Annotated in this window: 11 protein-coding genes; 2 read left to right on the plus strand and 9 right to left on the minus strand. The window is 34.9% G+C overall.

Features of this window, described 5'->3' with window-relative positions:
- Positions 1-162: 162 nt before the first annotated feature.
- Positions 163-2,898, minus strand: coding sequence for a hypothetical protein (locus ACR1PN_RS19950; protein ID WP_433981464.1), 2,736 nt, complete (start codon positions 2,896-2,898; stop codon positions 163-165).
- Positions 2,899-3,287: 389 nt separating this feature from the next.
- Between ACR1PN_RS19950 and ACR1PN_RS19955 the strand changes: the two genes are divergently transcribed.
- Entirely contained in the window at positions 3,288-4,172 is an 885-nt protein-coding gene (locus ACR1PN_RS19955) for a cupin-like domain-containing protein (protein ID WP_433981465.1), read from the plus strand.
- Positions 4,173-4,230: 58 nt separating this feature from the next.
- Here the strand turns inward: ACR1PN_RS19955 and ACR1PN_RS19960 are convergent, their stop codons facing one another.
- Positions 4,231-4,542 (minus strand): winged helix-turn-helix transcriptional regulator, encoded by a 312-nt coding sequence (locus ACR1PN_RS19960; RefSeq protein WP_378182792.1) that lies wholly within the window; start codon positions 4,540-4,542, stop codon positions 4,231-4,233.
- Positions 4,543-4,681: 139 nt separating this feature from the next.
- On the opposite strand from ACR1PN_RS19960, the gene ACR1PN_RS19965 reads away from it, so the two are divergent.
- On the plus strand, positions 4,682-9,253 hold the full coding sequence (locus ACR1PN_RS19965; protein WP_433981466.1) for a T9SS type A sorting domain-containing protein: 4,572 nt from the start codon (positions 4,682-4,684) through the stop codon (positions 9,251-9,253).
- A gap of 66 nt (positions 9,254-9,319) precedes the next feature.
- Here the strand turns inward: ACR1PN_RS19965 and ACR1PN_RS19970 are convergent, their stop codons facing one another.
- The 7 genes from ACR1PN_RS19970 to ACR1PN_RS20000 form a co-directional block, all read right to left on the minus strand.
- A complete protein-coding gene (locus ACR1PN_RS19970; RefSeq protein WP_433981467.1) occupies positions 9,320-9,721 on the minus strand; it encodes a hypothetical protein in 402 nt (133 codons plus the stop codon).
- Positions 9,711-9,992, minus strand: coding sequence for a hypothetical protein (locus ACR1PN_RS19975; RefSeq protein WP_433981468.1), 282 nt, complete (start codon positions 9,990-9,992; stop codon positions 9,711-9,713). The genes ACR1PN_RS19970 and ACR1PN_RS19975 overlap by 11 nt, the downstream gene beginning before the upstream one ends.
- A gap of 416 nt (positions 9,993-10,408) precedes the next feature.
- On the minus strand, positions 10,409-11,164 hold the full coding sequence (locus tag ACR1PN_RS19980) for a metallophosphoesterase family protein (protein ID WP_433981469.1): 756 nt from the start codon (positions 11,162-11,164) through the stop codon (positions 10,409-10,411).
- Positions 11,165-11,710 (minus strand): RNA 2'-phosphotransferase, encoded by a 546-nt coding sequence (locus tag ACR1PN_RS19985; RefSeq protein WP_433981470.1) that lies wholly within the window; start codon positions 11,708-11,710, stop codon positions 11,165-11,167. It lies immediately after the preceding gene.
- An 8-nt stretch (positions 11,711-11,718) separates the two neighbouring features.
- Positions 11,719-12,660, minus strand: a complete 942-nt coding sequence (locus tag ACR1PN_RS19990) for an ADP-ribosylglycohydrolase family protein (protein WP_433981471.1) — start codon at positions 12,658-12,660, stop codon at positions 11,719-11,721.
- A complete protein-coding gene (locus ACR1PN_RS19995) occupies positions 12,660-13,346 on the minus strand; it encodes an SIR2 family NAD-dependent protein deacylase (protein ID WP_433981472.1) in 687 nt (228 codons plus the stop codon). The genes ACR1PN_RS19990 and ACR1PN_RS19995 overlap by 1 nt, the downstream gene beginning before the upstream one ends.
- Complete coding sequence (locus ACR1PN_RS20000) at positions 13,343-13,681, minus strand: hypothetical protein (protein ID WP_433981473.1); 339 nt, start codon at positions 13,679-13,681, stop codon at positions 13,343-13,345. Before ACR1PN_RS20000 ends, ACR1PN_RS19995 begins: the two co-directional genes overlap by 4 nt.
- Positions 13,682-13,845 lie beyond the last annotated feature (164 nt).

The raw sequence follows: 13,845 nt of genomic DNA on the forward strand, positions 1-13,845 counted from the left end.
AGTGCACCGAAAGATTATGTTTTGCAATTCTTTCAATGCAACTCAACTTAAATGATAAACTATATTTTGATATTCCCATAAATAAAATGCCCCTAAAAAGTGTCTAACTTTTTGGGGGCAGTCCAAATTTGATCGGGGTTTAAATTTGATATTATAATGATATTATTTGAAATTGAATTTCACTGCAAGCATTACCTGGCTTGGTCTTAGCTGCATAGTTGTTTGCATAATCGTTGCATCCCCTACACTAATTCTCTCAAATACTTTTTTATCAGCAATATTCATCCATTTTAATTCGAAGTCTACTTTTTTTGCTGACCAGCTAAACTGATAAGAAACATCAAAGAAACCATTTTTCAGTTTTGTATCTCCTAAATTTGAGTTAATTTGATCCCAATAAAAACCAATCGTATGGTTTTCTATTGGATAGAAGAACACATTCAGATTATGATTATAGCTTTCAGTTTTCCCAAGGTCATCCGAAATAATTCCATTAGACTGTTTATTCCAAGATTTCGTAAAGTTAAAATCTACACTCATCCATGAAAAATAAGTATTATTGAACTTAAATCCTAAACTGTTTCCGTCTGCTTTGGTATTGATATCCTGATTATTTCTTCTCGATTGAGATTTTGAAGTAGTATCACTAAATGTTACGGAAGCATTTGTTTTAAATTTTGGAAAATATTTTCCAATTTCAGCATAATAACTATTATTAGATCTTTTATTTTCACTTTCAATATATTCTACAACACTGAAGCCTAAATCATTTACAGCACTTGAGGCCAATAAATTGTTTTTGGTATCACTTAATCTATAACCAACATTGAAGAATAAATTATTTAGTGGGTTTCTGTATTCCAATCTTACTCCTCCGCTTTTCGTAGTGGTTTGAGGAATCGGGTTTTTCGGGTTCATTACATTAAATCCTCCAGGACTCGTTAAGATATATCCTGCATAAGCTGTCTGAATATCTCCAAAGTTATTACTGACATTACCATTCACACTTGCTTTGAAAAAAGATGCAAAAGAGTATTGAGCAAAAATATTGGGGGTAAATGTCGTTTTGTTTAAAGTCTTTGATACAGTTCTAAATGCATCTTCTGCCTTAATATTATTGAAGTTTACGGGAAAACTCGCCCACACGCTCCATGCGTCTGATTTATAATTTGCAGTAAATGATGCGCGTGGTGTTATTTCTGTAAATTTCAAATCATTCTCATAAGAAGAATCATTAAAATTAAGCGGAATATCATTCGGAATAATAGGATTCGGAATTGCAGTTCCTTGAAAGTTTGTATTAAGTCTGTCTGTAGAAAAATCAATTCCAACTTCAGGAGTAAATGTCCATCCTTTAGCTGTAAAACTTATATTGGCAGAATGAGATGTATCTAATGTTCTTATTCTGAAATCCTGCAAGGCAGTCGTACCTGGAGCAAAATTGATATTTGTAATAGTATCCTTCTTTACTAAGTTTTTATATGGCAACTGGAGATAATTCGCTGGAGAAATTTCGAGAGTTTGTCTGTCATCTTGATAATTAATATAAGATTTCAGGTTAACCATTTTTTCTTTCCACGGAATTATTGTACTCAGTGAATTTTGGAAAGAGGAAGTAGGTGATTGTAAACTTTCATTTCCCGCTCTATAGCCTAATTTATCATTTCTTTCTGCAAAAGCACGATCTGCGTTCCAAAACTGACTAAATGTTGTTGTATTTTTAAAAAATCCTTTCTTCGCATTTTTTGTGAATATCAATTCTCCCTTTAATTTATCTGTATAAAAATTGTTGAGAAATTTAGTTGTATACTGTGTCCCCTGCTGGATATCCGAAGTTACACTATTTGATTCTCTCTCCACTGCATTATTTGTATAATTTGCGTTGGCTTTAAATTCCCATTCTTTTTTAGAGTCTATATTGGTAAGATAGTTGGCAGAAAGATAATGTACATTATTGAACAAGTATCTTTTTACAGGAAGATTAGGTACCTCTGCATTTTCTACATCCAGCCAGTTGTTTTGTGAAGCATTACCTCTTCGCCCTTCCCAAGAACTTCCAAAACCAAGAATATTTCCTTCATTTTCTACCTGTTCACCCATATTATTCGTCTTATAATTAACAACCCATTGCTGTTTTTTACTGAAAAACATAGGCGTTAATTTAAGATTCCAAAGCCAGGGATCACCAAATCCTGAACCTACCTCTCCTCTTCCGGTCATTGTTACCGATTTTTTCAGCTTGATATTAATCGCTGCCGCATCAGAAGGTATTTTCCCCTGTAACATTTTTACAGGCTGATGATTTTCTAAAACTTCCAGCTTTTGGATGGCATCTTTTGGTAATGAGTTGGTTATGGTACCATAGCCACCTTCCATTAGATCTTTTCCCTCAACATAAAATTTATTAATTGCATTACCCTGGTAAAGTATCGTTCCGTCTGTCTTCACTTCAATACCCGGAATTTTTTTCATTACATCGGCCAAAGTACGGTCATTTTTGCTGTCAAACTCTTTAAGATCATAGGCAATGGTGTCTCCTCTTGCTGTAATCATTTTCGTTTTTAGCTGCACTTCCTTAATTTCTGTAGCTTCAGACTGCATCTTGAACGTTAAAGACTGATCGCTGTTGCTGATCTGTTTGGTAATTGGCTTTTGGTTGAATGCCTTTACTTTTAAATCAACATTCGATTCTGAAGAAGTAAAAGTTACTTTATATTCTCCTTTAGAGTTGGTAATTCCGTAGGCAAGAATTGCATCTTTGCCTGGTTCCTCGATCGTTACACTTGCACTTGGTATTGCAATGCCGTCTTCATCTGTAATTTTCCCTGAAACTGTTTTTTGCGCAAAAACAACCGCAGAGAAACATATCATCAGAAAGAGGTAAATTTTTCCTTTCATAATCTATTATTTGAGTAATTAGTTATTTGTTAATGTTTTTTGTTACACTTTATAGAGATATAAATTTTCAGAGATAGTTAAATACAAATCATTTATCACTACAAACATAGTTATAAAAATGTGTATTTTTAACTTTGCCTATAAATTTTAACTTTTAAAGTGAAAATTTTAACACCAATATTGAAAAATCAGGCTAAAAATCACCATATAATGAATAAAATATTAATATTTTCTTAACTTTTACATAATAAAAAGCAGCTGATATAAGGTAAAAACTATCATTCCTTCGTCTGAACAAAAATGTGATGAACATCATAGATTAAAAATATCTTAAAGAAGATACTGTATATAAATATTTAATAATTTTGTAACATAAAATTTTACAAGAAATGGGAGTTATCCTGAAACCGATAGATATCGTAGATGATATTACCAAAGAAGAGTTCTTTGAAAAATATCTGAGACAGAGAAGACCTGTTGTCATAAAAAACATGGCCAGAAAATGGCCTGCTTACCAGAAATGGACAATGGATTATATGAAGGAAGTGGTAGGAGACGTCACAGTTCCGCTGTATGACAGCTCAAAAGCAGATCCGGCGGCGCCAATCAACGCTCCTACTACTGAGATGAAATTTGCAGACTATATCGATCTGATTCAGAGAGAGCCTACCGATTTAAGGATTTTCTTTTTTGATCCCATTAAAAAAGCAAATAAGCTTCTTGAAGATTATATTTCACCTAAAGAATTAATGGGTGGGTTTTTAGACAAATATCCTTCTATGTTCTTCGGAGGGAAAGGTTCTGTAACTTTCTTGCATTATGATATTGATTTAGCACATATTTTCCATACTCATTTTAATGGCAGAAAGCATATCTTACTCTTCGATTACAAATGGAAAGAAAGACTATATAAACTCCCCTATGCAACCTATGCATTAGAAGATTTTGATATTTCTAATCCTGATTTCGAAAAATTCCCTGCTTTGGATGGTGTGGAAGGAATTGAATGTTTCCTGGAACACGGCGATACGTTATTCATGCCAACAGGTTGGTGGCACTGGATGAAATATCTGGACGGAAGTTTTTCTATTTCACTTCGGGCATGGGACAAATCCTGGGCTGTAAAAGCTAATTCACTTTGGAATCTTACTGTACAAAGAAACTTTGATAACATCATGAAAGCCAGATTCAAAAAGAAATATATGGACTGGAAAGAGCGAAAAGCCATAGAAAGAGCCAACTATGCTCTGAAAAAAGGGCTGCCTAAAAGATAAGATAGCTCAAAATAGCAGCAAGATATTTTCACAATAAGGCCTTTCTTTACGGGAAGGCCTATAATATTTCTTCCAGTTTTTCAAAAAGTGGTATTATCGATTTGCCCTTTTCGGTAAGGTAATATTCGATATGAAGCGGTTTTTTCCTGACTACGACTTTTTCAAGTACATCCGCTTCCGTCAGATCTTTTAAAGCAATTGCCAGAGATTGTTTATTTGCTCCTTTTATTTCACGCAATAAGGTATTGAATCTTAAAGAAGACTTTGTAGCAAGAAGAAAAATCTCAGGTTTTAATTTGCCGGAAAACAGCTTCAAAAGCCTTTGTACAGGACAAGGAACAGAATGATCATTTGTGTGTGAAGTAGTCATATTTTTTTTACTTATTGTAAAGTTAGACCAAAAGATTAATATTTGTATAAAATTAATCTTTTTTACAATAAGTATCATATTAAATAGTCTACTATTAAATATATCTATAAAAAATTATTAACTCAAAAACACTTATGAAATGGAAAAAAAATCTATTTTCAAGTTTCTATTCTTAGTTTTGGGTCTTTCACACATCCCTATTTACTCACAAAGTATAGTGGATCTTGACCCGAATATAGAAGTTACACAAACAGTCAACCAAAAAGGTGCTGTTGTAATTAATGGCAGTTTCAATAAGCCTGTAACCAGTGATAATGTCGTTGTTACGATTAAATACAAAGACGCTCTGGGAAACTGGCTTCCGGTATGGAACAAAACTTTTATTGCCGCAAACGCGTTTAATCAAAACTTAACGGCAAGTTTTGAATTACCTGCATCTACTGTAGCCTTACAAAACATTAAGATTGAATTAAGCTCTGGCTCAAACCTTTCTAACTGGCAATCAATCACATGGCAAAAAACAGTATCTCATTACAAACAATCAGATTACACCACAGGCAAATGTCTGCTTGATGAAAATGATTACACCTATTTGTTTACTCCAAAAAAGACCGGAACTGTAGTTCTGAATCCTGACGGAACAGTAGCCAATGTAAAAGACAGAGTGACTTCTCTTCAGCTTCCAAGAAAGCTTGATAATATTGCTTTGTCGATTAATGCAACCGGAACGTTAGATAATTCGAATCCGGATGCTCCTGTCATTAATATTGAAAACCCGAATAATCTTGCTACCATTGCAAGCTCTCAAAAATATATTTATCAGGGCAGCGATACGAGTCCATGGGAATATTCTTATCACGATCCGGTTTATATGTTTGCCGGAAAGTTTTCGAACGCCGGTTTCTTTATCAATTTCAGCAACTGGGCTTTACCACCTGAAGAAGGAGGTGAACAGGCAGGAAGAGGATATTTAGATTTCACCAATCCAAATGCTTTGGTCAACAGATATTATAATCTTTACAATTATATTAATCAGAGTCTTTCTTCTGTAATTACGGACCAGGAACCTGTGGTAATTGTTATCAGTAAAGTAACCGGCTTTAGAGTTTATAAAGCTAACGGAACCCATGTTACCATTAATGCACTGAGTAATTACAATACCATTAATGATTATGGCTATCCTCCGTTATACAATAAGGATAGAGGTCCCGGTTCGGAAAACTTTTTCCTGAGTAATACATCAAAAGCATCGATATATGGAGTCGGAGCAATCCGAAACAGACAGGTAACCTCAGCTTGGAACGGAACATCCCGACCTTTAGCCGAAATCGAAACCGAAATTAATAAGTTTATTAATTATGTAGGTATTTTCGGTAATACTGTTAATCCCGATACGGCGGCATGTATTGTAATTAATCCCGGAGCGCAACCGGATGCAGTTGACTGGACAAAAGCACCAAACAGTTACATTTTTACAGGTAAAGACAAAAACGGTAACAATGTAGACGGACTCTACATTCCTGTAAAAAAGGCCTACGAAATGTGGAGAAACGGAAATTATATGAAAGGAACTACCATTCCTTTAGGTGTAATCTCTGCCGACGTTTTGTGGGAAGACAATATGGGACTGATAAAGTCAAAAGAAAATTATGTTCTGGATATTATTGGAAACGGAGAAAATGCAGAAATAAAAGTTCCTGTAAATAGAGTAAAAGAAGGGAACGCTGTTATAGCTTATAAAATCGATGGAGTAGTCTATTGGTCTTGGCATGTTTGGGTAACCGATGATCCTACAAATGGTTCAACCTACAAGAGCTATGATGATATAAAAAGACAATTAAATGACGGAACGATAGAAACTATTCCAAATTCTGACTGGGGCTGGATGGACAGAAACCTGGGTGCTCTTGGCGGAACTATGAATGGCGACGGATGGAACAGAAGCGGCGGATTAATGTACCAATGGGGTAGAAAAGATCCTTTCCCACCATTAACAAATTATGACGCAAGCTTTTACCAGATAACGGGAAGCATAGGGAAAGTTGTTTATGATGATGCAGCGGCCAGATTAAAATATGCAAACAGTCCTTTTAATGATTACAAAAACTTTAACAGCTTAATAAAATTCATTAATAAATCGAATGCGTACATTACAGACAATATCAGAGAATCAGTAAAAAATCCTTTGAGTCTGATCTATGTAACCGATGATGGGACCACAAGTCCAGCCGTGTATAATACCATTTCAGGTGTTCCGTATTATTACAACTGGTTCGGACAAGTTCAGGGATTACAAACCAACGAATTAAGCAAAACAAATTTATGGTCTGATAATTCACTTGGCATACAGGCAACAGATATTTCAGTTCCTCAACCTTACAGAAACAAATCGTCTTATGACCCGTGTCCAAACGGATGGAGACTTCCATCGGCTTTAGTCGCAACGTCTACTAAAAATCTAAGAATGGATTTTACGCCTTACGGAGCTAAAGTGAGCACACCTCTTTATGATTTGGACGGAATACAGTCAAATGTACGTCCGGGATTATCTAACTTAAAACCATATCTTGCAGGTATAAAAGTATTTCCACAATATGGTTTTGATATGACCAATGTTGGTGGCAACAATATGGGTGTATTTCCGGGAACAGGCTGGATCGGAAGAGGAAAAAGCGGAGATGGCAGATATCATACGAAAGCAACTTTCACAGATCAGCTTGAGACCTATCTATGGACATCTACAATGACATCTTTCGGAGATATTTCATCAATTGCAGGAGCATTGAGATTAATTCCTTCTGCAGATCAGATCGTTAATAATTATCAGCCTGACGCAGCTAACTATCCGAATGTATATGGATTGTACAGCTACAAACCTGCAGATGATTACCCTACAAACAATGCTCATGCCTGCAGATGTATAAAAGATCCTCTATTCGTAAAAAACAATTATGACTTCGAAACTAAATTTTTCAGTGAAGGAGAAACTTATAAAATAGGGTTAGATAATCCTAACTCTTATGTAGTGACAAAATCTACAACAGATCAGATTATTTCAATTCCTGTAAGCAAAGCATTTTCGGTACAAAGCAATTACTTAGGAAATAGCCAAATCCTAAATCCTGCAAGTTTTAATGATCTAAAAGCAAATGTCCTTTGGACAGACAACAACGGATTAATAACTCAATTAACCATTGATAACCCGTCTTCAAAAGATGCAAATATAAATGTAAAGATAAATGCGAACAAAGCGGGAAATGCAGTTGTTACGTTACACAATGGTTCTATCTCTAATCCTGTGTATTGGAGTTGGCACATTTGGGTAACCAATACCGCAATAAATTCTTTTACACACGTAAATGATACACCAATCACCACAGATAATTATGTGAATTATACTCAGTATGGAACCATCATGAAAACAACGATTATGGATAGAAACCTAGGTGCAATTGATGCTACACCAACTTCTTATTCACAATCGGCTGCAGACATACTTCAGTTAAATAATTCTCAGGGATTACATTACCAATGGGGAAGAAAAGACGCTTTACCAACATTCACTAATGTGGCACCACTTCTTTCTAAATTTAATGTATTTACCGGCAGTACCAATAATGGTGTTGTTACATATTCTACTTTGACAGAAGCAAATTATAGTTCTAGAAATATAGTAAGCTATGACACTTACAAAAGCAACATTAATACAACTGATAAAATAGATGTAAGAATAGAAAAAATACTTGGATATTCTGTAGCAAATCCGCTAAAGTTTATGATGCCAAATGTAAAATATCCAACACGAACAGATATTAATTATATTCTTGGTTCCGACTGGCTATTTGATCCCAATTATCATGGTTTATATGCTGAAAGATGGGGCTTAGGTGACAAAAAGTCGGTATTTGATCCTTGTCCAAATGGCTGGAGAATCCCGGAAACAGGAACAACCCCAATAAAATCTTCGCCGTGGAGTTTAAAAAATAACCCTGAATATGTTACTGTTTCAGGAAGTGAAGGTCAAACTGTTGGTAATTCTGAAGCGGGTTATTACGGATCGGTCATTTCTCATATTCCATCAGGAACCAATCCTTATGGTAGAACGGTAGGCTTTATATTTAATAATAGCCTATACAATACGGGTAATTATCCAAAAGGATACATAAGAGGTAAAAGGTCTGTAGTATACACCGCTCCTTTAACTAGTGAAATTGATCCTAATGTCGCTGGTATTCCAGGAGGAATCTGGTATGCCAATTTACAGCAGAACCTTACCGGAAGAGGCACCTATATGAATTTCGACAGATTCTCAAGAATACTTGTGAAATATACAGATGTAGACCCTTATGCTGCCATGAACTGCAGATGCGTAAAACAAGAAGATAATGGCGCTACAAGAGGGCCACTTCCCGGAATTCCAGTGACACCAAACACAGGTGGGCAAGCCAGAACTACTTTCACAAAAGAAGTGGTAGAAGAAAAAGTAAAGACAGATAAATTAGCTTTATATCCCAACCCTGTAAAAGACATTCTGCACATTGATGCAAAAGATGAGAAAGATTATTACTATCAAATCTATAACATGTCTGGACAGCTTGTGAAAGAAGGAAAATTCGAAAACAAACAAACCGATGTTTCTTCTTTAATTACAGGAGCTTATTTGATCAGAATAAATAACGCTGAAGCTTTTGTTAAAATAATAAAGCAATAATTGTTTTATAAATCAGAAGTAAAAAACCACGCATGATGCGTGGTTTTTTATTATAGTAGCTATTGACTAGACTACTTTACTAATTAATAGTTCTTCCATATTTCTGGTAATCTCATTACACGAAAAACAAGCTTCTTTCCCATCCTGTGAAAACCATCTGCACTGAGACCGAATGGGACAAAATGATAGTTCCTTATCTTTATTTAAATCTAAATTCTGAACTTTTTTAGATAAAGAACATTTAGATTCTTCATTATTCCACTGAGCACAACCTTTTTCTACACATTTCCCTGTAAAGCGAAATCTCTGCTCTAAATTTTCATTTCGCTCAATAAAATCTTCTGTGACGGCGAGAGGAGTGATAAACTGTACTCTTCCGTCTTTGTTGACCACCCCAAAAAGCTGTGCCCCAACTTTACCTAAATAACTGGGACACATTTTTTTTGAAGAATTAAATTCAGATTCCATACCCTTTCATCTGGTTCTGAATATCCAAAATCTGCTTGTCGATTGCGATTCCAGGCTTGAAAATAACGATTCCCCACGGAAACCATTCTTTCACCCTTAAAGGTCTCAAAAATTCTTTGAAATTTCTGTGTGCGCCGAATGCCTGTGAATTATCCAACTTAGAAAGTTCGGAAAGCACGATATTCTGAATTCCTCTATCAATGTTCTTTAGCTGCTCGTCTGAAAGATCCACACCTTCCAATGAAACGAAAAATTGCTTTTTAGTTGCCATAAATGTGATTTTTATTGGTTTTTCTAAAGCAAAATTCACTCTATAAAATCATAAAAAGCAGAGGAAAAACACCTGAATTGCGAAAGTGAAATCCCTGAAAATCAAAACCTTCTTAAATTCCACGAAACTTATCATTTATTTTAACGCAAGGTTCACAAAGATTTTTTTAATGTTTGAAAATATTTTTCGCAAGACTTTTGACTACGTCGAATCTTTGATTTCACTCAGACCATAAAAAACATCAAGTTTGTCATTCTGACGAAGGAAGAATCTAATATGTACATTGAGATTCTTCACTCCACTTCGTTCCATTCAGAATGACAAACTTGATGTATAATTTTTTATCTCGCAGATTTTGCAGATGGCGCAGATGTTTATGTTTTAAAAATCTCCTTACAGAATTTATAGAAGAAAGTTCAGCGATTTTTTGATCTAACGTGATAGTAATTTCTTCCTTTTTCATCAGGGTATAAATTAGGAAGCGGGTCGCTTTGCCAGAATTCTTTGGTATCAACATCCATGATTGTCAAGGCACCGATGAATGCAGCACCGGTATCTAAATTCCAGACATTGGCTTTATTAATAGGTTCTTCACTTCCCAAATGCAGAGTCGGCGTATGACCGATGAAAATTTCCTTGTATAAAAGCAATCTTTTCGGGTACAATTCAGAGTTTTTAGATAACTTTTTATCCATCGCAACAGCCGTTTCCCACAGTGTTCTGTCCCAACGGTAATTGCTGGAATAGACTTCTTTTTCAGGGCCGTGCATAGAAGAATAACCGGCATGAATAAACAAGCGGTTATCTTCATCTACATAATAGTTTTTCATTCTTTCGAAAAACTCCAGATGGATTTCTAATTCTTCCAGAGAATACTCAGAATAGCTATCAACCGTGCTTTGTCCACCATTGAAAAGCCAGACATCAGGAGCATTTCCTAAAGAAAGCCAGTCTTCCGTCCATGCATCATGATTTCCTTTGATGAAAATACATTCCTGCTTTTCTGAGAGTTCAATCATAAATTGGATGATTTTGGAAGACTCACTCCAGCCATCGACATAATCTCCCAGGAAAATTAATTTATCATTTTCGGTGACATTGGCTCTTTCCAAAACCTGTTTCAAAGCTTTGAACCCTCCGTGAATGTCACCTATTGCTAATGTTCTTTTCATTTAGCTTAAAATATATTTTGCATCTACAAAATCCGTCAGCCAGACATTGTTTTCAGAAAGATAAAACTCAATTCCATCATTAAACATCTCTTTTGTTTTAATAATCAAAATAAGAGGTTTTCCGTGGCGCATTCCGACTTTGGCTGCCGTTTCTTTATCCTGGCTTAAATGAACATATTGCCGGTTTCTTTTTTCAATTCCTTTTTCTAAAATAGAATCCCTATTTCTTTCAGCTGTTCCGTGATACAAAAATTCTGGCGGTTGTTGTGGTTTCAATGCTAAATCAATATCAATCGAATGCCCCTGATTGGCCCGGATTCTCGTTTTATCTTCATTAAAAATAAAACGCTTTTTATCATTGGTTTCCACCATTTCTTCGAGTTCTTCGAAGGTAAAGCCTTCGTAGGAATCTCTTTTTGATTTTGTGATTAATTCATCCACGCTTGTCCAGCCGTTTTCATCCAAATTCAAGTTAATGATTTCGGGTTTATGTCTTAGAACTAAGCTGATAAATTTGCTTATTTTTTTCTTTCTTTGTTCGTTCATGGTTAATTTTATTTCATTAATTGAGTTTCTAATTTAATACATAAGTTTTCAATATCATTTTTTCTCGCCAATACATTAGTCCATTCCTCAGGAATACTTTCAAAACCATAATAAATTCCGGCAATTCCGCCTGTGATCGCTCCGGTCGTGTCGGTATCTTCTCCTAAATTGACGGCTTTTAAAACAGCTTCCGAATAACTTGCAGAATTTAGAAAACACCATAATGAAGCTTCTAAACTATGAAGAACATAACCGCCGGAACTAATGGTATCTTCATTATATTCTGAAATGTCATTCTTTAAAACTCTATCAAAAAGCTGGACCTCTTTCAGGTTAAAACCCTGATTTTCTGCAAATTCCAAAGCTGTTTTTTGGGTATGATGATATGCTTCTTTTTTATCTTTTCTTTTAATCAATTCAATCGCAAAAATCACATAGATAAAGCACGCAAAAACTGAACGGAAATGTCCGTGAGTAATCGATGAAACTTCTTTTACGGTTTGATATAATTTCTCAATATTTTCTACATCTTTAAGATAAAAAGCCAAGGGAAGAGTTCTCATCAAAGAACCGTTCCCATTGTCTTCTTCAAAGATATTGCCTGAAAATCTGGCGCTTTCCCCTTTCATTAATCTTGCAATGGAATGCCTTGTTGTTCCGCCAATATCGAAAAGTCTTCCATGAGCTGTCCAATGTCCATATTTCACCCATTTCACAAAGTTTTCTCCAATCTTTTCAAGATCATATCCTTTAGTTAATTGTTCTGCAATACAAAGTGTCAATGAACTGTCATCACTCCAAGTTCCTTTAGGTTGATTCCAGGAACCAAATTCCCGCATATTTTCAACAGGAAAACTTTTTAATAATTCTCGAGTTTTAAATTCCACCGGAACACCCAAAGCATCACCGATACAAACTCCGAAGATTCCTGCTTTTACTATATTTTCCATTACGCAAGATTTATCAATTTATCAAACAGCAATTTCATTCCCTGCGTTGCCGTTTCTTTCATCACAACGGCTCTTTGACCGTATCCAAAACCGGTTTCATTAGGATTGATAACGATTAAAAGACAGTCGTCTTTAATATCGTGAATTAATCCTGCAGCCGGATACACCTGCAAAGAAGTTCCGATTACCAGGAAAATATCTGCTTCTTTTGCCTTTTTTGATGCTTCATACATCAACGGAACATCTTCTCCGAACCAAACAATGAAAGGTCGCAATTGAGCCCCGTCTTCTGCCTTATCTCCGATATTGATGTCGCCTTTTTGTTCGTAAATCAGACCTTTATTATTGCAGGAACATGATTTGAACAATTCTCCGTGAATATGGATGATATTCGTAGAACCCGCTCTTTCGTGCAAATCGTCGATGTTTTGTGTGATGATCTGAACATCGAAATACTTTTCTAATTCGGCTAACAATTTGTGTGCATCATTGGGTTCCACTTCATGAAGCTGGCGACGTCTCTGGTTATAAAATTCCAATACCAAAGCTCTGTCTTTTCGCCATCCTTCCGGACTTGCCACATCCGTGATACTATGATTTTCCCAAAGACCGTCTCCGTCTCTGAAAGTTTTTATCCCGCTTTCGGCACTGATTCCTGCGCCGGTTAATATGGTTAGTTTTTTCATTTGTTTTTTAATATTTCTTCATACTTAGAATCTTTTAAAGGATTATATATATCTATATCTTCCTCACTATCACTAATTGTTATTATAGAATCTGCGTAAAAAATGTACTCTTCTTCACTTTTCTGTAATATGTCTATTAATGATTTAACTTTATTATTATTAAATAAATATATAGTGTTTTCTTTTATACAGAACTTTTCTCTAAATGCTAAAATAAATTCTTTTATAGTCAAGTTATCAATATCTTGTTTGTAGAAAATGTAATAAATCTCCTTTGATACATTGTTTTTATAATCAAGAATATCAAATTGAAATTTACTAATATCATATATCAATTTTCTTTTTGTTTCATTAATCGATTTACAATCTAATTTAACGTGAGTTCGGGATAATAATAAATAAATTTATGATACAAAAAAGCAGAAAAATTAGTATATTCAAGGTATTGAAATTCAAATATTTAACTAAAATTTCTGCTATGATTTCTGATGATGAAATT

The sequence above is a fragment of the Chryseobacterium sp. RLHN22 genome (assembly GCF_051011795.1).
In the GTDB taxonomy this organism is placed as follows: domain Bacteria; phylum Bacteroidota; class Bacteroidia; order Flavobacteriales; family Weeksellaceae; genus Chryseobacterium; species Chryseobacterium zhengzhouense.

What these genes read in the sequence shown, in the direction of transcription:
- ACR1PN_RS19965 (WP_433981466.1), top strand. Translation starts at nt 4,682, where the DNA reads ATGGAAAAAAAATCTATTTTCAAGTTTCTATTCTTAGTTTTGGGTCTT.
- ACR1PN_RS19955 (WP_433981465.1), top strand. Translation starts at nt 3,288, where the DNA reads ATGGGAGTTATCCTGAAACCGATAGATATCGTAGATGATATTACCAAA.
- ACR1PN_RS19995 (WP_433981472.1), bottom strand. Translation starts at nt 13,346, where the DNA reads ATGAAAAAACTAACCATATTAACCGGCGCAGGAATCAGTGCCGAAAGC.
- ACR1PN_RS19950 (WP_433981464.1), bottom strand. Translation starts at nt 2,898, where the DNA reads ATGAAAGGAAAAATTTACCTCTTTCTGATGATATGTTTCTCTGCGGTT.
- ACR1PN_RS19970 (WP_433981467.1), bottom strand. Translation starts at nt 9,721, where the DNA reads ATGGAATCTGAATTTAATTCTTCAAAAAAAATGTGTCCCAGTTATTTA.
- ACR1PN_RS19960 (WP_378182792.1), bottom strand. Translation starts at nt 4,542, where the DNA reads ATGACTACTTCACACACAAATGATCATTCTGTTCCTTGTCCTGTACAA.
- ACR1PN_RS19990 (WP_433981471.1), bottom strand. Translation starts at nt 12,660, where the DNA reads ATGGAAAATATAGTAAAAGCAGGAATCTTCGGAGTTTGTATCGGTGAT.
- ACR1PN_RS19980 (WP_433981469.1), bottom strand. Translation starts at nt 11,164, where the DNA reads ATGAAAAGAACATTAGCAATAGGTGACATTCACGGAGGGTTCAAAGCT.
- ACR1PN_RS19975 (WP_433981468.1), bottom strand. Translation starts at nt 9,992, where the DNA reads ATGGCAACTAAAAAGCAATTTTTCGTTTCATTGGAAGGTGTGGATCTT.
- ACR1PN_RS19985 (WP_433981470.1), bottom strand. Translation starts at nt 11,710, where the DNA reads ATGAACGAACAAAGAAAGAAAAAAATAAGCAAATTTATCAGCTTAGTT.